Here is a 24,890-nt window from a genome sequence, read left to right on the forward strand (position 1 = left end):
TTACTTTCCACTGGTGGCACCAGCCGCGGGGGCTGACGAAATCAAATCCTGAAGGGCCTGGTACAGAGCTTCCTTGTCCGCCGCGCGGCGGGTCCGGAAGCCGGTGTCCAGTTCGTGGGCACCATGCCTCCACGCGAGCACCAGCAGGCCGTCCTTTTCCACGAACTTTCCTGCCATACCGCTGTCCTGCCGGACACCCGTGAGGGAGGCTGCGGGGATGTAGAGGGCCGGGGCACCTGAGCGCTCATAGAGGACCCCGTGCGGATACACCTCGAGGCTGGAGTTGGTACGGATGCCCAGGCCGTGCACCGCGATCCGGTCGAGCCAGTCGCCTGCCGTGGTGGTGGCCACGTACTGCCCGTCGGCAGCGGCGGTGGGCTCGCCGGGCGCGTCGGGCACCTGGGGCAGTTGCTCGACGTCGGACTGGCGCTTCAGGCGGTTGCGCCAGCCAACGGCGAGGAGGACAAAGACGACGGCGACAACCGCCAGCATGGCAAGTCCGGGAAGGATTTTGTCCATCAGGCAGCGCCTGCCGGGGTTGCGGCGGCTTCCGGGTGGGGGGTGTTGAGGGCGCCGTCCAGGACGGTGGGGTGGCCCTTGAAGAAGGTGGCCACCACCTTGCCCGGAAGTTCCCTGCCCTTGAACGGGGAGTTGCGGCCCATGGTGGCCATCTGGAAGGGGTCCACTGTCCAGCGTGCTGCCGGATCAACCAGGATGAGGTTGGCGGGTTCGCCGGCCTCGATGGGCCGGCCCTGGTCAGCCAGCCGCCCAATCTTCGCAGCCGCGGTGGAGGTGACCCGGGCGAAGTCGGCCCAGGTCATCAGGCCGGTTTCGATCATGGCGTCCTGGACCACGGACAGGGCCGTTTCCAGCCCGGTCATGCCCATGGCAGCCTGCGCCCACTCGCATTCCTTGTGTTCGCTGGGGTGCGGTGCGTGGTCGGTACCCACAACGTCGATCGTGCCGTCTGCCAGGCCCGCGCGCAATGCCTGGACGTCGGCGTCGGTGCGCAGCGGAGGGTTGACCTTGAACACGGGGTCGTAGCTGCGCACCAGGTCGTCGGTCAGGAGCAGGTGGTGCGGGGTGACCTCGGCGGTGACGTCGATGCCGCGCTCTTTGGCCCAGCGGATGATCTCGACCGAGCCCGCCGTGGAAACGTGGCACACGTGCAGGCGGGAGCCAACGTGCTGGGCCAGCAGGACGTCGCGGGCAATGATGCTTTCCTCCGCCACGGCGGGCCATCCGGTGAGGCCCAGGACGGCGGACACGTCGCCCTCGTTCATCTGTGCCCCGGCTGTGAGCCGCGGTTCCTGCGCGTGCTGGGCCACCACGCCGTCGAACGCCTTGACGTATTCGAGGGCGCGGCGCATGAGCACCGGGTCATGGACGCAGATCCCGTCGTCGGAGAACATCCGCACCCGCGCGCGGGAATCGGCCATGGCGCCGAGTTCGGCGAGCTGCTCCCCTGCCAGGCCGACGGTTACGGCGCCCACCGGGCGGACGTCGACCCAGCCGGCTGCAAGGCCAAGCGTGTAGACCTGCTCCACCACGCCGGCGGTGTCGGCAACGGGAGTGCTGTTGGCCATGGCGTGCACGGCGGTGTAGCCGCCCAGTGCCGCGGCCCGGGTGCCCGTTTCCACTGTCTCGGCGTCTTCGCGGCCCGGCTCACGCAGGTGCGTGTGGACGTCCACCATGCCGGGCAGCGCCACCAGCCCGGTGGCGTCGATGACGGTCCCACCGTCAGCCGACAGGCCATGGCCGATCTCGGCGATGATGCCGTCGCGGATCAGCAGGTCCGCAGGCTCCCCGCCCAGGATGGCGGCGCCCTGGATGAGGTAGGTTCCGGTGCTGGCTGCCATCAGTTGCTCTCCTTGGGGGAAGGGGCGGCGGCAGCGTAGGCCGGTGCCCGGTGTGCGGCTGGTTCCCGGGTGTCTCCGGAGAGCAGCAGGTACAGCGCGGCCATCCGCACGGACACGCCGTTGCGGACCTGCGCGAGGACGGTGGAACGGGGTGAGTCGGCGGCGGCGGCGCTGATCTCAAGGCCCCTGTTCATGGGTCCGGGGTGCATGATGATGGTGTCCGTCATGCCGAGGTCGTCGAGGGCACGCAGGCGGTTGTCGTCGAAGCCCCAGCGGCGGGAGTATTCCCGGGTGCTGGGGAAGAACGACGCGTTCATGCGTTCGCCCTGGACTCGGAGCATCATCATGGCGTCCACGCCGTTGGCCAGGGTCTGGTCGAGGTCGTAGCTGACGCTGCAGGGCCATTTGTCGACGCCGACCGGCAGCAGCGTGGGTGGGGCCACCAGGGTGACTTCAGCGCCAAGGGTGCGCAGCAGCCAGACGTTGGAACGCGCCACGCGGGAGTGCAGGACGTCGCCGGCGATGGCCACCCGCATGCCCTTGAGGTCAGTCCCTTCAGACGCTGTGCCGGAGAGGCGGGCCCAGTGGCGGCGCATGGTGAAGGCGTCGAGCAGGGCCTGGGTGGGGTGTTCGTGCGTGCCGTCACCGGCGTTGATGACGGCGGCGTCGATCCAGTCAGTGGCGGCGAGGCGGTGGGGTGCGCCGGAGGCCCAGTGCCGGATGACGACGGCGTCCGCACCCATGGCGGACAGTGTCTGGGCCGTGTCCTTGAGGGATTCGCCCTTGGAGACGGATGATCCCTTGGCGGCGAAGTTGATGACGTCCGCTGAGAGCCGCTTGGCGGCAGCTTCGAAGGAGATCCGCGTGCGGGTGGAGTCTTCGAAGAAGAGGTTGACCACGGTGCGGCCGCGCAGCGCAGGAAGTTTCTTGACTTCCCGCTCCCCCACGGCCGACATTTCCTCGGCGGTGTCCAGGATGCGGATGGCGTTCGAGAGGCTGAGGTCCTCGGTCGACAGGAGGTGTTTCATGCGCCCCCCTCGATCACGACTTCGTTGACCGGGCTTCCGCCGTCGGAGGAGTCCGTCTCTTCCAGCCGGACCCGGACCTTTTCGGCTGAGGACGTAGGCAGGTTCTTGCCCACGTGGTCCGCGCGGATGGGAAGTTCGCGGTGGCCCCGGTCGATCAGGACTGCAAGCCGGACGATGCGCGGGCGGCCGAGATCCACGAGTGCGTCCAGGGCGGCGCGGATGGTGCGGCCGGAGTAAAGAACGTCGTCGATGAGCACCACCACTTTGTTGTCAATCCCCGTCCGGGGCAGCCTGGTGGGGTATGGGGGGCGGGTTCCCTGGTGGGAGAGGTCGTCACGGAACATGGTGACGTCAAGCTGGCCTACGATGGCGGCGGCATCAACGGCGTTATCCGCGGCGGCAATTTTTTCCGCCAGCCGGACAGCCAGCGGATAACCGCGGCGGGGAATGCCCAGCAGGACCAGGTCCCGGGAACCCTTGTTGGCTTCGAGGATCTCGTGGGCGATACGAGTGAGGGCCCGGTCAATGTCCGCCTGGTTGAGGACAACCCTGGCTGGAACCGGTGCGCTGGTGACAGATGTCAACGCTCGTCTCCCCTTTCCCCGCCTCACAGGACGGAATTAAAAAAGGAATGTTTGCTGTTCAAAATTACCACACGGTCTTGCCCCGCCGGCCCCGGATCAACGCGGTGCTGGTCACATCCCGCGGGCCGCAAAACAGAAAGTAAGCCCGCTTCCTTTGTGGCGCGGGAGCGCCCGCTTAGGCTTTCCGGTATGCCGATGTATTCGCAGCACCCTTCACCCGGACTCCCCGACGACCACTACGGCGGTGCCGGTGGTGCCCTGCCCCGGGAAGCGAATCCAAGCTGGATGGGGCAGGTGCAGCCGGAAAACTACCGGGCGGCGCCGGGGCACCAGGGCCAGCCGCCGGCGGGCGTGGTTCCGCCGCAGGCGCAGGGAACGGTGCTGCAGGCGTCGCGGACCCGCAGCGGACTGCTGGGGCTGAGCGTTGCCGGCGGCGTGCTCGCCTTCCTTAGCCTGTTCCTGGTGGTGCCGTTCCTGCTGTCCAACACCGGTGCTGCCGGATTCCTGATTGGTTTCCTGGCGTCCCTGGTCCCGCTTGCGGTGGTGCTGACGGCGGTGCACATCATCGACAGGTGGGAGCCGGAACCGAAACGGCTCCTGTTTTTTGCTTTCACGTGGGGCGCCGCGGTGTCCGTTGCCGTAACGCTGCTGATCCAGCCGTTCTTCGTGATCGCCTTCCAGTTCACGGACCAGCCTGACCTTCAGACCTACATGGCCACCGTGCAGGCACCCATCGTCGAGGAGTTCGCCAAGTCGCTGGGCCTGCTCATCCTCCTGCTGGCAGCGCGGCGGCAGTTCGACGGCCCCGTGGACGGCGTGGTGTTCGCCTTCACCATCGCCGGCGGCTTCGCCTTCACCGAGAACATCCTCTATTTCGGCCGGGCCATCGCCGAATCGGCGTCGCCGGCAACCGACTTCGCCCAGGTCTTCTTCCTGCGCGGCGTCATGTCCCCTTTCGCCCATGCGATCTTCACCGGCACCACCGGCCTCATTATGGGCTTCGCCGCCAGGCGCTGGCACACCGGCGCATCCATCGGCGCGTTCTTCGTGGGCCTGCTGCCGGCCATGTTCCTCCACAACAGGTGGAACAGCATGGGACAGGGATTCCTGCTGGACTACATCGTGGTCCAGGTGCCGATCTTCGTTCTGGCAGTGGCAGGCATCATCTTCCTGCGGGTGGCCGAGAAACGCCTGACCCGCCAACGCCTGCTGGAGTATTCCGCCGCGGGCTGGTTCACGCCCGCTGAGGTACAGCTGCTGGCCACGCGCGGGGGCCGCCGGACAGCCTTGGCGTGGGCAGCCAGTGCGGGCAGGAAGCAGCAGATGAAGCAGTTCCTCAAGGCGGCAACCCAGCTGGCCAACACCCGCCAGCGGATCCTGAGCGGACGCGACGTAGCCATCCACCAGGCCGAGGAGAGGCTGCAGCTCCAGCGGATCCTGGCCCTGCGGGCGTCAGTGGCCGGGTGAACCGAATCCCACCGGCAACGCAAAAGAACCCCGCCATGGGCGGGGTTCTTTTGTCTATTGATAGTGCTGCCGGCAGCTCTTACGCGAGGAGCGACGGCTTCAGCTGCTGCAGCCGGCCCAGGAGGCCATTAATGAACTGCGGCGACTCGTCCGTGGACAAGGTCTTGGCCAGCGCAACTGCTTCGCTGACCGCCACGCCATCAGGGACGTCGTCGTTGTAAAGCAGCTCCCAGGTGCCGATGCGCAGGATGATGCGGTCCACTGACGGCATGCGCTCCAGGCTCCAGCCCTGCGAGTAGGTCTCCAGGAACTCATCGATGGCTGCCTGCTGCGACAGCACTCCTTCGACGATTTCCAGGGTGTAGGGGTTGACCACCTGGTCGGTCTTTTCCCGGCGTGCGCGGAGCACGTCGAACGGTGAAACAGAGCGCTGCTCCGCTTCGAAAAGAACATCCAGTGCCCTGCTGCGGGCTTTACCGCGGGCGCTCACTAGTCGGTGACCCGGCCCAGGTAGCTGCCGTCGCGGGTGTCCACCTTGACCCTGGTGTTGTTTTCAATGAACAGCGGAACCTGGATCTCGTAGCCGGTTTCCAGGGTGGCGGGCTTGGTGCCTGCGGAGGAGCGGTCACCCTGCAGGCCCGGCTCAGTGTAGGTAATTTCGAGGACAACGCTCGGCGGCAGCTCGATGTAGAGGGGGGTACCGTCGTGGATGGCGATGTTGACCATCTGGTTCTCGAGCATGAAGTTGGTGGCGTCGCCTACCGTGGCACCGGAGACGGTGATCTGGTCGTAGTCCGAGGTGTCCATGAACACGAAGTCCGCGCCATCCTGGTACAGGTACTGGTAGTCGCGGCGGTCGACGGTAGCCGTTTCGATCTTGAGCCCGGCGTTGAAGGTCTTGTCGACAACCTTGCCGGACATCACGTTGCGCATCTTGGTCCGCACAAAGGCGCCGCCCTTGCCGGGCTTGACGTGCTGGAATTCGATGACGTTCCAGAGCTGGCCCTCAAGCTTCAGGACCGTTCCGTTCTTAATGTCGTTAGTGGTTGCCACTGGTTTCCTTTGGTTTCTTTGTCTGGCCGCGTGGTCAGATGCTGTATGCCGGGCGGGCACGCCGCAACGGCCCGCCTGCACGTGTTTGTCAAAAATCGCGTGGATGCAAAAATTCCACAACCATTCTACCGGTAAATACCGGGCGCCCTTCCGCAGCCTATGGCTGCGGCCTCAGCAGGCCAGGTCCAGGACGTCCCTGGCCCGCTGGAGAGCCACCGTGGACGAGTAGATCTGGGCGGCGTCGGCTGACTGAGCCACCCGCAGGTCCAGCGCCCTGGAGAAGGATTCAACCGCAGCAGAGGTCTGTCCGGCTGCGTACTGCGCCCTGCCCAGGTACTGGAGGGCCAGGGCCTCCCCCGGCGTGCCGTGCGCCTCGGCAAGGAGTTGGCGGAACAGGCCCACAGCGCGGTCCATCCGATGGCTGACGCTCAGCACTTCGGCTTCGAAGATGCGCAGGAGGAACGATTCCGGATCCTTGAAGCGGGCCTCCGCAAGCAGCTCGGCAGCCTCGGACGCGTGGCCCTCAACCAGCAGCACGAAGATCTGGTCCGCCGGATCCGAGGAGGCGGCCAGGGTCTCCCGGACCACGTCCTCGTTGACGATCTGGGGCTGCAGGCTATCGGGGTTGATGCGGATGCCCGGGAAGCCGGCTTCGGGCCAGTCGGCGGTGCCGCTTATGTCGCCCTGCATCAGGAAGCAATCTCCTGGTAGGCCGCGAACAGCAGCGAGGTGTCCGGGACGTCGAGGATTCCGGGTTTGGCAATGCCGTCCAGCACCACGAACCGCAGCAGGTCGCCGCGGGATTTCTTGTCGCGGCGCATACCGTCCAGCAGGCCCTGCCACCGGTCCCGCCGATAGGTGACCGGAAGCCCGAGGCCGTCCAGGATGCTCCTGTGCCGGTCGGCGTCGGCGTCGCTGAGCCGCCCCACGCTCCGGGCGAGCTCAGCTGCGAACATCATGCCCACGGACACCGCGGCGCCGTGCCGCCACGAGTACCGCTCCACGAGTTCGATGGCGTGGCCCAGGGTGTGTCCGTAGTTCAGGATTTCCCGCAGCCCGGACTCTTTGAGGTCCTCGGAGACCACTTTCGCCTTCACGGCAATGGCCCGCTCGATCAACTCCCGCAGGGCCTCGGAGCGGGGGTCCACCACCGCGGCCGGATCCTTTTCCACCAGGTCCAGGATGGCGGGGTCGGCGATGAAGCCGCATTTGATGACTTCGGCCAGGCCCGAAATGATTTCGTTTTTCGGCAGCGTGTCCAAGGTGTCCAGGTCCGCCAGGACGGCCGCCGGCGGGTGGAAGGAGCCCACGAGGTTCTTTCCCTCAGCCGTGTTGATGCCGGTCTTGCCGCCCACGGAGGCGTCCACCATGCCCAGCAGGCTGGTGGGCATGTGGATGACCTTCACCCCGCGCAGCCAGGTGGCTGCAACGAAGCCGGCAAGGTCGGTCACCGCTCCCCCGCCCACGGCGACAATTGCATCGGAGCGGGTGAAGTCGTTTTGGCCCAGGACCTGCCAGCAGAAGGCGGCCACCTGGATGTGCTTGCCTTCCTCGGCATCCGGGATCTCCGCGGTGAGGGACGTGAAACCCGCTTCTGCGAGTTCATCGCGGACGGTGTCGCCCGTGAGGCGCAGCGCGCGGGGGTGGATCACGAGGACCCGGCGGACGCGCTCTCCGAGCAGGGCGGGAAGTTCACCAAGGAGGCCGCGCCCGACGACGACGCCGTAGTTGTTGCCGGCGCCTTCGCCGGTGACGTTGATGACTGTTGATTGCGTGTTCACTTTTCAACTTCCTGTTTGGCAGCTGCATGGTTGCGCAGTGCTGCTTCCAGCCGACCGCACAGTTCGGGTATCGAGCCGTGGCGGACGTCCAGGGTGATGTCGGCCAGCCTTTCGTAGACCGGCCTGCGGGTGGCGAACATGGCCGTCCAGCGGCCCATCGCGTCTCCGGCAAGGAGCGGCCGGCCGGAGTTGCGGGCGATCCTGTCCGCGACGGTAGCGGCGTCGCACTCCAGGTACACGACGGTGCAGCGGCTGATGAGCTGCTGCGTGCCTGGGTCCAGCACCGCTCCCCCGCCGAGCGAGATGACCGTGGACGTGCCCTCGGCTTCCGCCACGGCCTCGGCGACGGTCCGGGCCTCGATTTCCCGGAAGGCGTGCTCGCCGCGCCCGGCGAAGATCTCGGCGATGGAGCCGTGGCCGGCGACGATCACGGCGTCGGTGTCAATGAAACGGACACCCAGCTGCTGGGCGAGTTGCCGGCCGACGGCTGATTTGCCCACGGCCATGGGGCCGATGAGCACAATCGGCCGGCCGCCAACCGCTCCGGGACTGCTGCGGTGGAGCACTACTGGCCGATCGAGTCCAGGGATGCCGGGATGCTGTCCAGGTAGCCCTTGATGTTGCGTGCGGTCTCCGCCACCGAGTCACCGCCGAACTTCTCGATGACCGCTTCGGCGAGGACCAGGGCCACCATGGCCTCGGCCACCACTCCGGCAGCCGGCACAGCGCAAACGTCGGAGCGCTGGTGGTGGGCCTTGGCTGGTTCGCCGGTGCTGACATCGATGGTCCGCAGGGCGCGGGGCACAGTGGCGATGGGCTTCATGGCTGCCCGGACACGGAGGACGTCGCCGATGCTCATGCCGCCTTCGATGCCGCCGGCGCGGTTGCTGGCGCGCACGATCCGGCCTTCGCCGTCGCGGAGGATTTCGTCGTGGGCGGCGGACCCGCGGCGTGCCGCTGTCAGGAAACCGTCGCCAACCTCCACGCCCTTGATGGCCTGGATCCCCATGAGGGCCGCGGCCAGCCTGGCGTCCAGGCGGCGGTCCCAGTGGACGTAGCTGCCCAGTCCCGGCGGAAGGCCGTAGGCCAGGACCTCAACGACACCGCCCAGGGTTTCGCCTTCCTTGTGCGCGGCGTCGACCTCGGCCACCATGGCGTCGGAGGTTTCGCGGTCGAAGCAGCGCAGGGGGTCGGTGTCCAGGGCGATGACGTCGCTGGGCACGGGCAGCGGACGGCCTTCCGGCACCGTCACGCTGGCGATGGATACCGTGTGGCTGACCAGCTCAATGCCGAGATGCCTGAGGAACTGTGCGGCCACGGTCCCCAGTGCCACGCGCGTGGCGGTTTCCCGGGCGCTTGCACGTTCCAGCACGGGCCGGGCCTCGTCGAAGCCGTATTTCTGCATGCCGGTAAAGTCTGCATGGCCCGGGCGCGGGCGCGTCAGGGGCGCGTTGCGGGCCTGGTCGGCGAGGAGTTCGGGGTCCACGGGATCGGCAGACATGATCTGCTCCCATTTGGGCCATTCGGTGTTTCCCACCTCGATAGCGACCGGACCGCCCTGGGTGCGGCCGTGCCGGACGCCACCAAGAATGGTCACGACGTCCTGCTCGAACTTCATCCGCGCGCCGCGTCCGTAGCCGAGGCGGCGGCGGGCCAGCGAGTCTGCGATGTGGCCGCTGGTGATTTCCACACCGGCGGGGACGCCCTCAATAATTCCCATTAGAGCCGGACCATGGGATTCACCGGCAGTCAACCAACGCATAATTTCCATCCTGCCACGTAGGGCGGTCAGAACGCCCGCCGGGCAAGGCCGACTGCGTCACACATCACATCTATGACAGCTGCATTAACGTCTTCTCCGCGCCGGGTGAAGAGCCGCACCTGCTCCACTGCCTGGTACAGCAGCATTTCCAATCCGGGCACCACGCGGCCGCCGCCGGCCTGCCAAACCGAGGCGATAAGGCTGGGCCAAGGATCGTAGGCGACGTCCAGCAGCACACCTGGTGTCGTGGTTTTGAGCGCGGCAATTTCCGCGGCGAGCCCGTCTGCCGCGCGCGGCGGCAGTGTCGAAACGACGACGTCGGCTTCCGCCGTTGGGCGGGCGGCCCCGGCGAGGGGGCGGACCTCCAGGGCCATCCCGAGGCTGTCGGCAGCCGCGCGGACGTCTGCCGTGCGGGACGCGTCACGGACAAAGACCTGCACCGTTTCGGTGCCCAGTTCCTTGAGTGCGGCGACGGCCGAGGCCGCCGTGCCGCCCCCGCCCAGGATGACGGCCGAGGGTGCGGCAGCAGAACCGGCATGGCAGAGGGCGTTGACGATGCCCGTCACGTCAGTGTTGGAGCCCACCGTCCTGAGGCCGGCGGCGGTCTCCTCGAACGTCACGGTATTCACGACGCCCAGGGTCCGTGCAACTCCCCGCACCTCGTCCACCTCGTCCAGCATCGCCGTCTTCAGCGGCATGGTCACCGACAATCCCCGCCAACCCGGCTGGTGCCGGATCTGGCGCATGAAGGACGGCAGCAGTTCCTCAGTGACGTCGATGGCCGTGTAACTGATGCCTGCACCCAGCCGCTCATAGGCCGCGAGGTGCAGCGCCGGGGATTTTGAGTGGCTGATCGGGTGGCCCAGGACGGCAGCCCGCAGGCTCATGTGCAGCGGCCCGCGTTTGCCTGGCACCAGGCGTTGTACTGCTCCACGTAGGCGTTGTGTTCAGCAAGGGTCTTGGCGAACTTGGTTTCCTTGGTATCCAGGTTGATGGTGACCCAGTACAGGTAGTCGTTGGTCTTTGGCCTGGCTGCCGCGTCGATAGCTGTCTTGCCGGGAGACCCGATGGGGCCAGGGGGCAGCCCGGGGTTCGCGTAGGTGTTGTACGGGTTCGACTTGTCCTTGCGCTGCTCATCGGTGAAGTTGAAGCTCCGGGTTCCCAGTCCGTACGTGACGGCTGAGTCAACCTGCAGGAAGCCACCGGTCTGGTCATTGGGCTTCAGCCGGTTGTAGATGGCGCCGGCAACGTCGCCGTAGTCGGCCTGGCCTCCCTCGGCCTGGACAATGCTCGCCACGATCACGGCCTGGTACTGCTTTGCGGGCTCCGTGATGCCCTGTGAGACGAGTTCATCGGTGGTGGCCTTCACCAGCGCCTGCAGGATGTCCTTTGCCTGGGTACCCAGCGGGAAGCGGTACTCGCCCGGCGCCAGGTAGCCTTCCAGGTTCTTCGCGTTGGCGGGCAGGCCGAACTGCGCAGGCTGGTTGCTGAGCGCCTGCAACTGCTGCACGGAGATACCGGATCCCTCGGAGATCGCCTGGAGGGATTCACTGATGCGGAGTCCTGCGCTCAGGGCGAAGTAAATGACCTTGGACTTGTCTTTGCCGGCCAGGACGCTGACCGCATCCGCGTTCTTCATCTCGGTCTTGAAAACGTAATCCCCCGGGGAAAGGGTTGCGCCGGACGCATGGAACGCCTGCATGAAGGTATCCGCGTTAGCCACGACGCGCTGGTTCTCCAGTTCCGACGCAACGGACCTGGTGCCCTCGCCGCTGGCGACGGTCACGCGGACCTCACCGGTTCCGGGGCCGGGGAAGTCCGATGGTTTGCCGCTGCCCAGGAGGGGCTTGAGGAACTGGGCGCCTACGGCCACGGCCGTCACGAACACGGCCAGCGTCAGGAACAGCGCCAACAGCCTGCGGCGGCGGCGGACCTTCTTCGAGGGACGTTTCACCACCTCACTGGATGCGGCGGGCAGGATCCCGGCAACCGGGTCAACATGCGCGGATTCGGGATGGGCCTCAGGGTGGTAGTCGGTTGCCTCATACGCAGAGTGGCCGAGAACGCTCTCCGGGTAGTCGGGGACGTCCGTTTCATCGTGGATGTGGGCCTCGTGGTGCGCATAGTGGACGTCGTCCGAATGGGACGTGACGTCGTCGGGGTGGTCGTGCCGGTAGTCATCCGTGTGGTGATGCCCTGCGGCGTCCTGGTGTGCCGCGTCGTCATGGATGGACGGGGGCGTTTGCGGTGCCGCCGGAACGTCACCGGCGCCGGGAAGCGGAGCAAAAGTGGATTCGGTGGCCGGAGAAGCGGCGGCCGGGGGTGCGGCGGGTTGCGGAGGGACCTCGCCGGTTTCGTAAGCCTGTTCGGGCACGGCGTTTTGGCCCCCGGTATTGAGGGTCTTCTCGCGGGCGCGCAGTTCCTTGCGGGTCAGCGGCCGCTGGGCCCCGGTGCCCAGCGGACCGGAGGTGTCATCAATGTTGGCAGGGCTCACTGTTGCCTTCCATTATCTGAAAATCGGGCCGTGTCTGCGGGGGCGGTGCGGACTGGTTCGTCCACCCCACCGGCCCCCAGGTCCACGGACGGGGATGGCGCTGTCACGCGTGAGCCGACATCCGCTCCCCTGGCTTTCTGCATGTCGATGGCGTGCTGAAGAATACCCGCCGCCGCGACCTGATCAACTACTTTACGGTGCTCCCTGCTGCTCATGCCAGCTTCGTGCAGGTTCCGGTGGGCCGTGACGCTGCTGAGGCGCTCGTCCACAAGGTTGACGGCAACGGCCAGGCCGCGGCTGGAAAATTCAGCAGCCAGCAGCAGCGCATAGTCCGTTGCCATCCTGGCTGAGGCATGTTCCTCACCCTTCATGGTCCTGGGCAGGCCAACGATAACCTGCACAGCCTCCAGTTCCTCCGCCAGCTTCGCGATGACGCGGATGTCCGAGTTCTTCTTCGCGTTCCGGTCGAGGGTCTTGTAGGGCGTGGCAAGGATCGAGTCCCGGTCGCAGATGGCGACCCCGACCCGGACGGTGCCGACGTCCACCCCCAGTTTCACGCCCTGGGGGTAGCCGCCGGCAGCAACAGGATTGGTCATCGGAGGGTTAGCGCCTTGAGATGGCGTCGACGACGGCAGCCAGGGCAGCACCGACCTTACCGGCGTCCGTACCGCCGCCCTGGGCAACGTCATCTTTGCCGCCACCGCCACCACCCAGCACGCCGGCAGCGACTCTGACCAGGGCGCCGGCCTTGACACCGGCTTCCCTGGCTGCCTCGTTGGTGGCAACCAGGATCAGGGGGCGGTCGTTGGCGACACCGGCGACGGCTACCGCGGCAGCTTCTGAACCGAGGCGGTTGCGCAGGTCCAACGCGAGGCCGCGGAGGTCGTCAGCGCCGCTGACGGAGCCGGCGTCGTGGGCCACCACCCGGACACCGGCAGCATCCTGCGCGGTGTTGACGAGATTCGCGGCGGCTGCGGCCAGCTGCTCCTTGCGGAGCCGGTCCAGTTCCTTCTCGGTTGCCTTCAGTTTGGCCAAAGTGGCGGAAATCCGGTCCGCGAGCTGGCCGGAGGGGACCTTCAGCAGGTCGGTCAATTCGGTAACCAGTGCGCGTTCGGCGGCGAGGTGGCGGAACGCCTCCATGCCCACGAAAGCCTCCACACGGCGGTTCCCCGAACCCACCGACTGCTCACCCAGGAGGGAAAGGCTGCCAATCAGCGACGTGTTGGCAACGTGGGTGCCGCCGCACAGCTCGCGCGACCACGCGCCGTCGATCTCCACAACCCGGACTTCACTGCCGTAGTTCTCGCCGAAAAGCGCCATAGCGCCCAGTGCCTTGGCTTCGGCCAGGCCCATGATCTTCGTCTCCACCGCGTAGTTGTTGCGGATGGCAAGGTTGGAGACTTCTTCGATCTCGGACCGGGTGGCGGTGCTCAGCCCTTCGCCCCACGCAAAGTCGAAGCGCAGGTACCCGGCCTTATTGAAAGAGCCGCGCTGGGTGGCTTCGGGCCCAAGGATCTGGTGCAGGGCGGCGTGCACGATGTGCGTGCCCGTGTGCGCCTGCTCTGCGGCGTGGCGGCGTTCGCGGTCGACGGCGGCGCGCACCAGCGAATCAGCACCGATTTCGCCTTCCCGGACAATCGCCTTGTGCACGCTCAGGCCCTTTACCGGCCGCTGGACGTCCAGGACCTCGACGACGAAACCGTCGCCGGTGATCAGGCCGGTATCGGCGGCCTGGCCGCCGGCTTCGGCGTAGAACGGCGTTTCGGCCAGCACGAGTTCGATCTCGTCCCCGGTGAGGGCCTGCTGGACCTGGCGGCCGGCGCTGAGCAGGCCGCGGACCCGCGACTCACCCTCCAGCTCGGAGTAGCCCGTGAAGACCGTCTCACCCTGGGCCAGGAGGTCCTGGAAGACGCTGACGTCGGCGTGGCCGCCCTTCTTGCCCTTGGCATCGGCCTGGGCGCGCTGGCGCTGTTCCTGCATCAGGCTGCGGAACGCGGCCTCGTCCACCTTGAGCCCGGCCTCTTCGGCCATTTCGAGCGTGAGGTCGATGGGGAAGCCGTAGGTGTCGTGCAGGGCGAAGGCATCGGCACCGGACAGGGGCTGGTTGGCGGCCTTGGATTCCTTGACGGCGTCTTCAAGCCGGGCGGTGCCGGAGGCGATGGTGCGCAGGAATGCCTTTTCTTCGGCGTAGGCGATGCGGCTGATCCGGTCGAAGTCGGTTTCCACGATAGGGTACACACCCTTCATCGCGTCACGGGAAGCCGGCAGCAGCTGGGGCAGGCAGGCCTCTTCAACGCCGAGCAGGCGCATGGAACGGACGGCGCGGCGGATGAGGCGGCGCAGGACGTAGCCGCGGCCTTCATTGGAGGGGGTCACTCCGTCGGAGATCAGCATCAGGGCCGAGCGGATGTGGTCGGCCACCACGCGCATGCGGACGTCGTCCGTGTGGTGGGGATCGTCCGGGGTTTCGGCGGAGGTGTATTCCTTGCCGGACAGTTCCGCGGCCTTGTCGATGACGGGGCGGACCTGGTCGGTCTCGTACATGTTCTCGACGCCCTGCAGGATCATGGCGAGGCGTTCCATGCCCAGGCCGGTGTCGATGTTCTTCTTAGGCAACTCGCCCACGATGTCGAAGTCGACTTTCGACCGGACGTTCTCGATCTGGTACTGCATGAACACCAGGTTCCAGATCTCGATGTAGCGGGTCTCGTCCGCGAGGGGACCGCCCTCGACGCCGTAGGCCGGACCGCGGTCGTAGTAGATCTCCGAGCAGGGACCGGCGGGGCCGGGCTGGCCGGTGGACCAGTAGTTGTCCGACTTGCCCATCCGCTGGATGCGTTCGGCGGGGACGCCGGTGTTTTTCAGCCACAGCTCTTCGGCTTCGTCGTCCTCTTCGTAGACGGTGACCCAGAGCCGCTCGGGCGCAAGGCCGTAGCCGCCGTCGTCAACGCTCTTGGTGAGCAGTTCCCAGGCGAACTTAATGGCGTCTTCCTTGAAGTAGTCGCCGAAGGAAAAGTTGCCGCACATCTGGAAGAAGGTGCCGTGGCGGGCGGTCTTGCCCACTTCCTCGATGTCGCCGGTGCGGATGCACTTCTGCACGCTGGTGGCGCGGGAGTAGGGCGGTTCCTCGCGGGCGGTGAGGTAGGGAATGAACGGGACCATGCCGGCCACCGTGAACAGCAGCGAGGGGTCGCTGGAGACCAGCGATGCGGAGGGAACCGCGGTGTGGCCCTTGCTGACAAAAAAGTCCACCCAGCGCTTTGTGATCTCCTGCGACTTCATGAGCTGTTTTCTTACCCTTCTTGGTCCGCACCGCAGGGCGGCACGGATATTTCGTTCAGGTGGCGGGTTCCCGGATCGGGTTCCTGCCGGTTGTTGACTGGCTGCCGGCGCTATATGCCCTTCCGGGCTAGCGGCGAACAACTTCCGCGGACTCGATGCCCAGGGCGGTCCTCAAGTCGGTTTCGCGTTCATGCATCCCTGCACGCACGGCGTCGGCGAAGTCGTAAACGCCGTCGGCCAACCGGCCCACTGCACGGTTCAGGCCTTCCGGCCCGAGGCTGGACTGCGCCTGGCTGACTTTACGGAAGGCGATGACGCCAATGGCCACGCCGATACCCATCCACACAATTCTTTTCATGGTCTTCTTTTCGAATCTAGCGGCTGCGGCGGCCTGCAGCGGGCTTCCGGCGGTTGGCGAAGGCGCTGCGCACGCCGTAGCTGAACGCGGCAACCTTGATCAACGGGGAACCCACGGTGGCGGCGACCAGCGACGACAGGGCGGAGATGTTGGCGGACGCGTCCGAGACGTTGGATGAGATCCCGTCCACCTTCTTCAACTGCTGGTTGGTGGTGGAAACAGTTGCGGTGACCTCATCCATCAGTGGCGTGGCGCCGTCGCTGAGGGAGCGGATGGTAGTCCGCATCTCGTCAAAGACCTTCCCCAGCTTCAGGATGGGGACCGCAAGCAGCAGGACCAGGAGCGCGAACACCCCGGCAGCGATCAGGCCGGCAATATCGCCACCAGACATAGACGTTCATCTCCTTGAAATTCCGTGGTGGGGCCCCATCCGCGGCATGCACGGAAGGCGCGTTGCGCAGATGTCCCCCAAGTACCTTACATACAAAGAAGCCCGCGGCGCTTGCCACGGGCTTCTTTGGATACGCTGCTGGGATTTAGCGTGCGTAGAATTCGACGACGAGCTGCTCTTCGCAGGTCACGGGAATTTCGGAGCGCTTGGGGCGGCGGACCAGGCGTGCCTGCAGGGCCTCCAGCTTGACGTCCAGGTAGGCCGGAACGGCAGGCAGGACGTCGCGGTGGGCACCGGCTGCGGCAACCTGGAGCGGAACCATGGTTTCGCTGCGGCTGTGGACGTGGACCAGCTGGCCCTCGCCGACGCGGAACGACGGACGGTCAACGCGGACGCCGTCAACCATGATGTGGCGGTGCACAACCAGCTGGCGGGCCTGGGCGATGGTGCGGGCGAAGCCGGCACGCAGGACCAGGGCGTCGAGGCGCATTTCGAGCAGTTCGATGAGGTTTTCACCGGTCAGGCCCTTGGTGCGGCGGGCCTCTTCGAAGGCACGGGTCATCTGTGCTTCGCGGATGCCGTACTGGGCGCGCAGGCGCTGCTTTTCACGCAGGCGAACGGCGTAGTCGGAGTCCTGCTTCTTGCGGGCACGGCCATGCTCACCGGGGCCGTACGGGCGGCGCTCCATGTACTTGGCGGCCTTGGGGGTCAGAGCAATGCCGAGGGACCGCGAGAGGCGGGCCTGACGGCGAGCACGAGTGTTGTTAGCCACTTGTGTCCTTCCAATATCTGCGGTGTGTCAGTGTTACTGGCCTCCACGATGGAGAGCATCGGCCAACCGCTGCCTTTTGCTACTGGGCGCAGGGCATAACCTGTCCAACGTAAATTGGGGAGATTGTGCGTCCGTGCCTTGCCAGACAAAGAGTCAGCTTACCACGCGATTACTTGCCCCGGACAATCCTCCGCAGCCGCTCCAGCCGCTGGGCGATGTCCCGTTCCGCACCGTTGCCGGTGGGCTGGTAGTAGTCCCGGCCCACCAGGTCATCCGGCGGGTACTGCTGGGTAGCCACGGCGTGCGGTGCGTCGTGGGCATACTTGTAGCCCACGCCATGGCCCAGCTGTTTGGAGCCGGGATAGTGCGCGTCACGCAGGTGCGCGGGAATCCCCACGCCCAGGCCGGCGCGCACATCGGCGATCGCTTTGTTGATGCCCATGTAGGCGGCATTGGACTTTGGTGCGGTGGCCAGGTGGACCACGGCCTCGGCCAGGATGATCCGGCCCTCGGGCATGCCAATAAGCTGCACGGCCTGCGCCGCTGCGACGGCCGTCTGGAGGGCGGTGGGGTCGGCCATGCCCACATCCTCCGCTGCGGAGATGACAATCCTGCGGGCAACAAACCGCGGGTCCTCCCCCGCCTCGAGCATCCGGGCGAGGTAATGCAGGGCCGCATCCACGTCCGAGCCCCTGATGGATTTGATGAAGGCGCTGGCCACGTCGTAGTGCTGGTCACCGGCGCGGTCATAACGGACGGCAGCCGCGTCCAGGGCGCGCTCGGTGTGCCGCAACTCCACAACGACGGGCTCCAGGGCGACAGGCGCTTCGGCGGCCGGCCCACCAGGTGCGCCTTCCTCCGCCACGGAACGTTCGACGTCGTCCGCGTCACCGAAAGCGACACCCGCCGCGGCTTCCAGTGCCGTGAGCGCCCTGCGGGCGTCCCCGCCCGAGAGCCGGACCAGGTGCTCCAGCGCCTCGTCGCTGAGCCGGACCTTGCCGCCCAGCCCCCGCGGATCCTCCACGGCCCGCACCAGCAGGCCCTCGATGTCCGCGTCGGTCAGGGGTTTGAGCGTGAGGAGCAGCGAGCGGGAGAGCAGCGGCGAGACCACCGAGAAGGAAGGGTTCTCGGTGGTGGCAGCCACGAGGACCACCCAGCGGTTTTCGACACCGGGCAGCAGGGCGTCCTGCTGGGCTTTGTTGAAGCGGTGGATCTCGTCCAGGAACAGCACCGTGGTGGTCTTGTACAGGTCCCGCGCGGTGAGGGCGTCGTCCATGACGCGGCGGACATCCTTGACGCCCGCAGTGATGGCGGACAGTTCCACGAACTTGCGGCCGGGACCGCGGGCAATGACGTGCGCGAGCGTGGTCTTGCCGGTACCCGGCGGACCCCAAAGGATCAGGGAACTGGGTCCGGCCGGACCGGCTGCGTCGGCGCCTGCCCCGGCTGCCAGTTGGCGCAGCGGCGAGCCCTGGCCGAGCAGGTGCTGCTGGCCCACCACCTCATCGAGGGTGCGGGGCCGCATCCTTACGGCGAGGGGGCTGCGGGGCGAGCCCTGGCCGCGCGCGCTGTTGCCCCGGGAACCGTTGCCTGCCCCGGCGACGGGACCCTCGTCGTCGTCATGTTCTGGCCCGTTGCCGAAGAGATCATCCACATAGATAGGCTACTTCCAGTCAACCGCTGCTTTCTCCGCCCCAAGGATGCCCCATGCCTTCCCCTGCTTCTGCCGGCGGACCGCCCTCCGTCCGGACCGCCTTCGTCCCAGGCGCCCGGCTGGCGGGCTGGGCTGAACGGTTCGGCGCCTCGCACGGCGGATACCGGCTGCAGGATGACGACGACGGCCTCCGCCTTGTGGCGGCCGATGGCACCGTAGCCCTCCTCCAGGCGCCGTGGCCGGCAGATGGGCGGCCGGGTCGCGGCGCCGGCCCGCTGGAGCGGCTGGCCGCCCTTGCCTCCCAGCCCCGCCGGCTGGGACTGCTGCTGGTCCGGCGGGGCGGCTACGGCCTCGGGGTGGCAAGCGAAGGTACGCTGCTCGCGTCAAAAGCGGGAACCCGGTACGTCCAGTCGCGCACGGCCGCCGGCGGCCAGTCCCAGCAGCGCTTTGCCCGCCGGCGCTCCAACCAGGCTGATGCCCTGGTGGTTGCCGTGGCGGAACAGGCAGGGCTGGTCTTCGCCGGGCATGCCTTCGAATATCTCGTGCCGGGCGGCGACAGGACACTGGCGGACCTGGTCCTCGCCGAACCAGTTCTCCGGGACTATGCGCAGCTCCCCCGCCTCGCATACCTCGACGTGCCGGAACCCAGGGCCGCCGTGGTGAAGAAGGCCGCAGCCGACGCCTGCGCGGTGCGGATCACCGTAGCGGATCTGCCCGGGTAAAGTGCTTCGGCCATGACGGTTCAGCAGCCGGTGGGCGCCCGGCGGGGCCGTTCCTGCCGGTACAGGTAGCGGCCGGCTTCCTTGAACCCGGCCTTGGCGTACAACTCCTGCGCGCCGTGGTTCGCCGCAGTCACCAGCAGCCAGAAGCCCGTCACGCCCCGGCTGTTGCCGGCCTGCAGCAGCGAGTCGAGGACCGCTGCGGCGAACCCGCGGCGACGCGCTTCCGGCAGGGTGGCCATGCAGTACAGGCCACCCAAGTGGCTGCCGCCGGGAAGCGCAAGGCGCCCGACGGCGGCCGGCCGGCCCCCGTCGTCCCGCACCAGGGCATAGACGGAGGGGCAGCCTTCAAGGATTTTTTGGGCGACGGCCATGGCGTCCTCCCCGCCGCGGCCGTCCACCTGCCACCAGACCCGCAGCCAGTCCTTCGATGGCTTCGGTAAGAGTTCCACAGCCGGAGTGCCCGGCTCGGCTGCAGGACCGGGGACCTGCAGGGCGCTGCGGGTCATGACCAGGGTCTCGGACTGGCGGGTGAAGCCCTCCGCATCAAGAAGTCCGTGCAGCGCGGCCGCATCCGCGCCCTCAAACAATTGGAAGATGACCGGAAGCCGACGGCTGCGGTACCAGGACCGAGCCTCGCGGAGCAGCGCGGGAAGCTCTTCGCCCAGGTGCTGCGCGGCGTCCCGCGGCCAGATGGAGTTGGCCCGCTGCGTGACACCTTCCGCCGCCCGGAGGATCCAGCCGCCGGCAGCGTCCTGTTCCAGGGCGGGCCAGGCGGCGTCCATGGCGGATTCGAGGGCGGTAGTTTCAATATTCGGGGGTGGGGGCTGCATATCGCCTACGGCCACGAGGTTTCCTTCCTTAACAGCAGGAGGCTCCCCGGCGGACCGGAGAACCTCCTGCTGCGTTGCGGCCCCAGGCCGCGGGTACTACTGCTGGTCTTCGGGCTTCTTTTTCTCTTCCGGCTTTTTGGCCTCCGGCTTGAAGTCCACGCCTGCTTCCTTGCGCTGCTGCGGCGTAATGGGGGCCGGGGCCTCGGTGAGGGGGTCGTGGCCGCCGCCGGACTTGGGGAAGGCGATGACGTCGCGGATCGACTCCACCCCGGCCAGCAGCGAGACAACACGGTCCCAGCCGAACGCGATGCCGCCGTGCGGAGGCGCGCCGTACTTGAAACCTTCGAGCAGGAAGCCGAACTTGGTCTGCGCGTCCTCCTTGTCCAGGCCCATCAGCTCAAAGACCCGCTCCTGCACTTCACGCTGGTGGATACGGATGGAGCCACCGCCGATTTCGTTGCCGTTGCAGACGATGTCGTAGGCGTAGGACAGTGCCGACTCCGGGTCCTTGTCGAAGGTATCCAGGAATTCCGGCTTGGGCGAGGTGAACGCGTGGTGGACAGCCGTCCACTGCCCTCCGCCGACAGCCACATCACCAGAGGCGACTGCGGCGGCGGCGGGCTCGAACATCGGGGCGTCCACTACCCAGCAGAACGCCCAGTCGGTGGGGTCGATCAGGCCGGTGCGGTGGCCGATCTCCACGCGGGCAGCACCCAGGAGGGCCCGCGACGGGGTCTTCTCGCCTGCGGCGAAGAAGATGCAGTCGCCCGGTTTGGCGCCAACCGCATCGGCCAGGCCGGCGCGCTCGGTGTCCGTGAGGTTCTTGGCCACAGGACCGGTGAGTTCGCCGTCCTCCTTGTACAGCACGTAGGCCAGGCCCTTGGCGCCGCGCTGCTTGGCCCATTCCTGCCAGGCGTCCAGGGTGCGGCGCGGCTGCGAGGCGCCGCCGGGCATCACCACGGCGCCGACGTACGGCGCCTTGAACACCCCAAAGCTGGTGTCCTTGAAGAACTCAGTCAACTCGGTGAGCTCCTGGCCGAACCGAAGGTCCGGCTTGTCCGAGCCGAACCGTGCCATGGCATCGGCGTAGGTAATCCGCTGGATGGGCGTGGGGATTTCGACGCCGATGAGCTGCCATACGGCCTTGACGATGTTTTCGCCCATCCGGATGATGTCGTCCTGGTCCACGAAGCTGGCCTCGATGTCCAGCTGGGTGAATTCCGGCTGCCGGTCCGCGCGGAAGTCTTCGTCACGGTAGCAGCGGGCAATCTGGTAGTACTTCTCGAAGCCGCCCACCTGCAGCAGCTGCTTGAAAAGCTGCGGTGACTGCGGAAGGGCGTACCAGGAACCCGGGGCCAGGCGTGCCGGAACCAGGAAGTCGCGGGCGCCTTCCGGCGTCGAGCGCGTCAGCGTGGGCGTCTCGATCTCAACGTAGCCCTCTTGGTGGAGCAGCTCGCGCGCCACCCGGTTGGCCTCTGACCGCAGGCGCAGGTTGCGGCTGGGGCCGGGGCGGCGCAGGTCCAGGTAGCGGTGCTTCAGGCGGGCTTCCTCGCCGACCTCCACATGCTCGTCAATCTGGAACGGCAGCGGGTCCGAGGTGTTGAGGATGGTGACGTCCTCGGCGATGACCTCGATTTCGCCTGTGGCCAGCGCAGGGTTCTCGTTGCCCTCCGGTCGCCGGGACACCGTGCCCTTGATTTGCAGGACGTACTCGTTGCGCAGCCCGTGGAACACTTCTTCCTCACGGACAACCACCTGCGCCACGCCTGAAGCGTCGCGCAGGTCCACGAATGCCACACCACCGTGATCACGACGGCGGGCCACCCAGCCGGCCAGGGTTACGGTCTGTCCAATGTGCTCGGAGCGAAGGGATCCGAGGTCATGTGTGCGCAGCACAGCACGCCTTTCTGCGGGAAAACAGGGGGAAGTTCAATATGATCGTTGCGGGAACGATCCCGTCCGAGTTTACCCGCTGGAAAGGGACTGCCGCCGCATGAGCGAACCACAGCAGCTGCAGCGCCGGCTGGGGACCTTTGATGCCACCGCCATTGGACTCGGTTCCATGCTGGGTGCAGGCGTGTTCGTGGTGTTCGCCCCGGCCGCCGCCCTGGCAGGGAACCTGCTGGTCCTGGCCGTGGTGGTCGCCGGCGTCGTGGCGTACTGCAACGCGGTGGCTTCCGCAGCCCTCGCCGCAAAGTATCCCACCAGTGGCGGAACGTACATCTATGGCCGCAAGCAACTGGGCGAATGGCCCGGCTTCCTGGCCGGCTGGGGTTTTGTCACGGGCAAGACCGCCTCCTGCGCCGCCATGGCGTTGACGTTCGGCAGTTACGTGGCCCCGGCTATTGCTGTTCCGGTGGCCATCGCCGCCGTCGTGGTGCTGACCGGCGTCAACCTGCTGGGCATCACCAGGACCGCCCTGCTGACCCGGATCCTGCTGTGCATGGTCCTGGCAACACTGGTCTTCGTTGCCGTCGCAGCAGTGCTGGGGCCGCACCCTGCGACGGAAACGGCAGGGGCTCCGTCCGCAGGTGCGGCCGGCGTGCTGCCCGCCGCCGGACTGATGTTCTTCGCCTTCGCCGGCTACGCCAGGATCGCCACCCTGGGCGAAGAGGTGCGGAACCCGGCCCGGGCCATACCGCGGGCCATCCTCGCGGCCCTGGCGGCCGCGTTTGCCATTTACCTGGTGCTGGCGCTGCTCCTGCAGGCCCACCTCGGTGACCGGCTTGCCGCCACCCGGACACCCCTGCTGGACGCGGTGTTGGAATCAGGCCTTGCCGCGGGTGCGCCGCTGGTGCAGGCCGGAGCGGCGGCCGCATGCCTGGGCGCCCTTCTCGCACTTATCACGGGGGTGGGCAGGACAACGCTGGCCATGGCGAGGGAACGGGATCTTCCCGGACCATTGGCGAAGGTGGGCGGCAGCCACACCGTTCCGTTCGTCGCGGAACTGGCCGTGGCCGCCGTCGTCATCCTGCTCCTGCTGACCACTGACGTGATGACCGTGGTGGGCTTCTCAAGCTTCGGTGTACTGGTCTACTACGCGATAGCGAACGCCTCCGCCTTCACGCTCGCGGCACACCCCGGGTACGCTCCACGCTGGCTCAACGCTGTCGGGTTCCTGGGGTGCGTCGTACTCGCCTTCACGCTGCCGGCAGCGTCCCTCCTGACCATGGCGGTGGTCCTGGCGGCAGGGGTGGCCGGACGGTGGCTGGTGCTTCGCTTCCGGCAGCACCAGCCCCAGGCGTAGGTACCAGCCCCCGCCTTAGGTTCCCGGGCTACACCGAAGCCGGTGCAGTCGCGGTCGTTTCAACCTGCACGGTCAGGTCCTCCAGCGGCGGCATCCAGGTTTCGGGAGCGGCCAGCACCTGCTCGCCGGTGCGGATGTCCTTGACCTGGTGGGTGCCGTCCTCGTCGGTGAACCAGACGAAGGGGATCCCCCGCTTGTCCGCGAACTTGATCTGCTTGCCGAACTTGTCCGCCTTCGCCGCAACCTCGGTGGGGATCCCCCGGCTGCGCAGCAGGGCGGCAACGTCCTGGGCCGCTCCCCAGCTGTCATCCTGGTTCAGGGCCACCAGGACGGCGGTGGGAACCGAACGGGAAGCCTTGGCCAGGTCCTGGCTCAGGATCCGGGACACCAGGCGGGTGACACCGATGGAGAGGCCGACGCCCGGGAACTTGCGGTTTCCCTTCGATGCCAAGGCGTCGTAACGGCCGCCGGAGCAGATGGAGCCCAGCTGCTCGTGGCCCACCAGCACCGTTTCCACCACCGTGCCCGTGTAGTAGTCCAGGCCGCGGGCAATGCTGAGATCCGCCAGGACCTTGCCCGGGGCGCGCTGGACGGCGGCATCGATGACCTGTTCCAGTTCGTCCAGGCCTTCATCCAGCAGTTCGTTGCTGACGCCCAAGGCGCGGACCTGGGCCACGAAGGAGGTGTCCTCGGTGCGAATGGCCGCCAGCTGCAGGGCCTTGGCCGCCTGTTCGTCGGACGCTCCGAGTTCGCTCTTCAACAGTTCGGCCACCTTGGCGGGGCCCACCTTTTCGAGCTTGTCGATGCTGCGCAGCACGCCTGCGGTGTCTTCCAGTCCAATGCCGCGGTAGAACCCTTCAGCCAGCTTGCGGTTATTGATGCGCAGGCGGAAGTCGGGGATGGGCAGGGCGCTGAGTGCCTCGGCGATGACCAGCGCGATCTCGACGTCATAGCGGAACGGAAGCTCGCCGTCGCCCACCACGTCAATGTCCGCCTGGGTGAACTCGCGGGCCCGTCCTTCCTGGGGCCGTTCCCCGCGCCACACCTTCTGGATCTGGTAACGGCGGAACGGGAAAGACAAATAGCCCGCGTTCTCCACGACATACCGGGCGAACGGAACCGTCAGGTCAAAGTGCAGGGCAAGTGCGTGCGGGTCGGCCTTTCCGCCTTTGACGGGGTTCTCGCTCTCATCCTCCTGCAGCCGGCTCAGGCCGTACACTTCCTTGTCGATCTCCCCCTTGCGGAGCAGTTGGCCCACCGTCTCCACCGCTCGGGTCTCGATCGAGCCAAAACCGTGGAGCTCAAAAACCCGGCGCAGGGTATCGAGCACATGCAACTCCACCAGCCGTTCCTCGGGAAGCCACTCGGGGAATCCGGACAGGGAGGCGGTGCGTGCCATGGGGAAGGTTCTCCTTAGGAATGGAAGGGGCGCCGGAACTGCCGGCCCGCGCCCGTTAAGACGGCATGCGGCGGCAGCACAGCCAGCCATGCATAAACTATGTGCGGCAGCCAGTTTATGCGGCATCCCTGTGCATCTCTAATGCAGCGGACCCGCGAAGCCTGGCCCCTGACACCTGCGCCCCGCGGCCAACCGCCGGGCACCAGC

At 67.0% G+C, this 24,890-nt stretch carries 24 protein-coding genes; 3 read left to right on the plus strand and 21 right to left on the minus strand.

Annotated features, from left to right (window positions below):
• Genes LFT44_RS10775 through pyrR form a run of 4 tightly spaced genes read right to left on the minus strand, consistent with a single transcriptional unit; the run spans window position 1 to window position 3,471 of the window.
• Window positions 1-519, minus strand: coding sequence for a PH-like domain-containing protein (locus tag LFT44_RS10775; RefSeq protein ID WP_236798456.1), 519 nt, complete (start codon window positions 517-519; stop codon window positions 1-3).
• Window positions 519-1,859 carry a dihydroorotase gene (locus LFT44_RS10780; protein ID WP_236798457.1) on the minus strand — a complete coding sequence of 447 codons (1,341 nt, stop codon included), beginning with the start codon at window positions 1,857-1,859 and terminating at the stop codon, window positions 519-521. Before LFT44_RS10780 ends, LFT44_RS10775 begins: the two co-directional genes overlap by 1 nt.
• Window positions 1,859-2,887 carry an aspartate carbamoyltransferase catalytic subunit gene (locus tag LFT44_RS10785; protein ID WP_236798458.1) on the minus strand — a complete coding sequence of 343 codons (1,029 nt, stop codon included), beginning with the start codon at window positions 2,885-2,887 and terminating at the stop codon, window positions 1,859-1,861. The genes LFT44_RS10780 and LFT44_RS10785 overlap by 1 nt, the downstream gene beginning before the upstream one ends.
• A complete protein-coding gene (pyrR, locus tag LFT44_RS10790) occupies window positions 2,884-3,471 on the minus strand; it encodes a bifunctional pyr operon transcriptional regulator/uracil phosphoribosyltransferase PyrR (RefSeq protein ID WP_236798459.1) in 588 nt (195 codons plus the stop codon). The genes LFT44_RS10785 and pyrR overlap by 4 nt, the downstream gene beginning before the upstream one ends.
• Before the next feature lie 195 nt (window positions 3,472-3,666).
• Here pyrR and LFT44_RS10795 point away from each other — a divergent pair, with 195 nt between their 5' ends.
• Window positions 3,667-4,938 (plus strand): PrsW family intramembrane metalloprotease, encoded by a 1,272-nt coding sequence (locus LFT44_RS10795; RefSeq protein ID WP_373462164.1) that lies wholly within the window; start codon window positions 3,667-3,669, stop codon window positions 4,936-4,938.
• 79 nt (window positions 4,939-5,017) lie between these two features.
• On the opposite strand, the gene nusB is transcribed toward LFT44_RS10795, so the two are convergent.
• From nusB to LFT44_RS10865, 14 genes are all read right to left on the minus strand, one after another.
• Window positions 5,018-5,428 carry a transcription antitermination factor NusB gene (gene nusB / locus LFT44_RS10800; protein ID WP_236798461.1) on the minus strand — a complete coding sequence of 137 codons (411 nt, stop codon included), beginning with the start codon at window positions 5,426-5,428 and terminating at the stop codon, window positions 5,018-5,020.
• Window positions 5,428-5,991 (minus strand): elongation factor P, encoded by a 564-nt coding sequence (efp, locus tag LFT44_RS10805; RefSeq protein ID WP_142133745.1) that lies wholly within the window; start codon window positions 5,989-5,991, stop codon window positions 5,428-5,430. Before efp ends, nusB begins: the two co-directional genes overlap by 1 nt.
• Window positions 5,992-6,162: 171 nt before the next feature.
• Entirely contained in the window at window positions 6,163-6,681 is a 519-nt protein-coding gene (locus tag LFT44_RS10810) for a tetratricopeptide repeat protein (RefSeq protein WP_236798462.1), read from the minus strand.
• The gene (gene aroB, locus LFT44_RS10815) at window positions 6,681-7,772 is read right to left on the minus strand and encodes a 3-dehydroquinate synthase (protein ID WP_236798463.1); all 1,092 of its coding nucleotides are present in this window, start codon (window positions 7,770-7,772) and stop codon (window positions 6,681-6,683) included. The genes LFT44_RS10810 and aroB overlap by 1 nt, the downstream gene beginning before the upstream one ends.
• Complete coding sequence (locus tag LFT44_RS10820; protein WP_236798464.1) at window positions 7,769-8,338, minus strand: shikimate kinase; 570 nt, start codon at window positions 8,336-8,338, stop codon at window positions 7,769-7,771. The genes aroB and LFT44_RS10820 overlap by 4 nt, the downstream gene beginning before the upstream one ends.
• A complete protein-coding gene (gene aroC / locus LFT44_RS10825) occupies window positions 8,338-9,537 on the minus strand; it encodes a chorismate synthase (protein ID WP_236802863.1) in 1,200 nt (399 codons plus the stop codon). Before aroC ends, LFT44_RS10820 begins: the two co-directional genes overlap by 1 nt.
• A gap of 23 nt (window positions 9,538-9,560) precedes the next feature.
• Entirely contained in the window at window positions 9,561-10,421 is an 861-nt protein-coding gene (locus LFT44_RS10830; RefSeq protein ID WP_236802864.1) for a shikimate dehydrogenase, read from the minus strand.
• On the minus strand, window positions 10,418-12,028 hold the full coding sequence (mltG, locus tag LFT44_RS10835; protein ID WP_236798465.1) for an endolytic transglycosylase MltG: 1,611 nt from the start codon (window positions 12,026-12,028) through the stop codon (window positions 10,418-10,420). Before mltG ends, LFT44_RS10830 begins: the two co-directional genes overlap by 4 nt.
• On the minus strand, window positions 12,025-12,624 hold the full coding sequence (gene ruvX / locus LFT44_RS10840) for a Holliday junction resolvase RuvX (protein WP_236798466.1): 600 nt from the start codon (window positions 12,622-12,624) through the stop codon (window positions 12,025-12,027). Before ruvX ends, mltG begins: the two co-directional genes overlap by 4 nt.
• A 7-nt stretch (window positions 12,625-12,631) precedes the next feature.
• A complete protein-coding gene (alaS, locus tag LFT44_RS10845) occupies window positions 12,632-15,310 on the minus strand; it encodes an alanine--tRNA ligase (protein WP_236798467.1) in 2,679 nt (892 codons plus the stop codon).
• 127 nt (window positions 15,311-15,437) lie between these two features.
• Window positions 15,438-15,668, minus strand: a complete 231-nt coding sequence (locus tag LFT44_RS10850; RefSeq protein WP_236798468.1) for a DUF6167 family protein — start codon at window positions 15,666-15,668, stop codon at window positions 15,438-15,440.
• A 16-nt stretch (window positions 15,669-15,684) separates the two neighbouring features.
• Window positions 15,685-16,059: a DUF948 domain-containing protein gene (locus tag LFT44_RS10855; RefSeq protein ID WP_142133738.1), complete on the minus strand. Its 375-nt coding sequence runs from the start codon at window positions 16,057-16,059 to the stop codon at window positions 15,685-15,687.
• A 145-nt stretch (window positions 16,060-16,204) separates the two neighbouring features.
• Window positions 16,205-16,831 carry a 30S ribosomal protein S4 gene (rpsD, locus tag LFT44_RS10860; RefSeq protein ID WP_009357431.1) on the minus strand — a complete coding sequence of 209 codons (627 nt, stop codon included), beginning with the start codon at window positions 16,829-16,831 and terminating at the stop codon, window positions 16,205-16,207.
• A gap of 169 nt (window positions 16,832-17,000) precedes the next feature.
• A complete protein-coding gene (locus LFT44_RS10865) occupies window positions 17,001-18,485 on the minus strand; it encodes a replication-associated recombination protein A (RefSeq protein ID WP_236798469.1) in 1,485 nt (494 codons plus the stop codon).
• 53 nt (window positions 18,486-18,538) lie between these two features.
• On the opposite strand from LFT44_RS10865, the gene LFT44_RS10870 reads away from it, so the two are divergent.
• Window positions 18,539-19,207, plus strand: coding sequence for an acVLRF1 family peptidyl-tRNA hydrolase (locus tag LFT44_RS10870; RefSeq protein WP_236798470.1), 669 nt, complete (start codon window positions 18,539-18,541; stop codon window positions 19,205-19,207).
• Window positions 19,208-19,227: 20 nt separating this feature from the next.
• On the opposite strand, the gene LFT44_RS10875 is transcribed toward LFT44_RS10870, so the two are convergent.
• Window positions 19,228-20,037, minus strand: coding sequence for a GNAT family N-acetyltransferase (locus LFT44_RS10875; RefSeq protein ID WP_236802865.1), 810 nt, complete (start codon window positions 20,035-20,037; stop codon window positions 19,228-19,230).
• 96 nt (window positions 20,038-20,133) lie between these two features.
• Window positions 20,134-21,933, minus strand: coding sequence for an aspartate--tRNA ligase (gene aspS, locus LFT44_RS10880; RefSeq protein ID WP_236798471.1), 1,800 nt, complete (start codon window positions 21,931-21,933; stop codon window positions 20,134-20,136).
• Between the two features lie 97 nt (window positions 21,934-22,030).
• Here aspS and LFT44_RS10885 point away from each other — a divergent pair, with 97 nt between their 5' ends.
• Window positions 22,031-23,284, plus strand: coding sequence for an APC family permease (locus LFT44_RS10885; protein ID WP_236798472.1), 1,254 nt, complete (start codon window positions 22,031-22,033; stop codon window positions 23,282-23,284).
• Window positions 23,285-23,312: 28 nt separating this feature from the next.
• Here LFT44_RS10885 and hisS read toward each other — a convergent pair whose 3' ends face one another.
• Window positions 23,313-24,683, minus strand: a complete 1,371-nt coding sequence (gene hisS / locus LFT44_RS10890) for a histidine--tRNA ligase (RefSeq protein ID WP_236798473.1) — start codon at window positions 24,681-24,683, stop codon at window positions 23,313-23,315.
• Between the last annotated feature and the right edge of the window lie 207 nt (window positions 24,684-24,890).

Source organism: Arthrobacter sp. FW306-05-C (assembly GCF_021801725.1).
GTDB lineage: Bacteria > Actinomycetota > Actinomycetes > Actinomycetales > Micrococcaceae > Arthrobacter.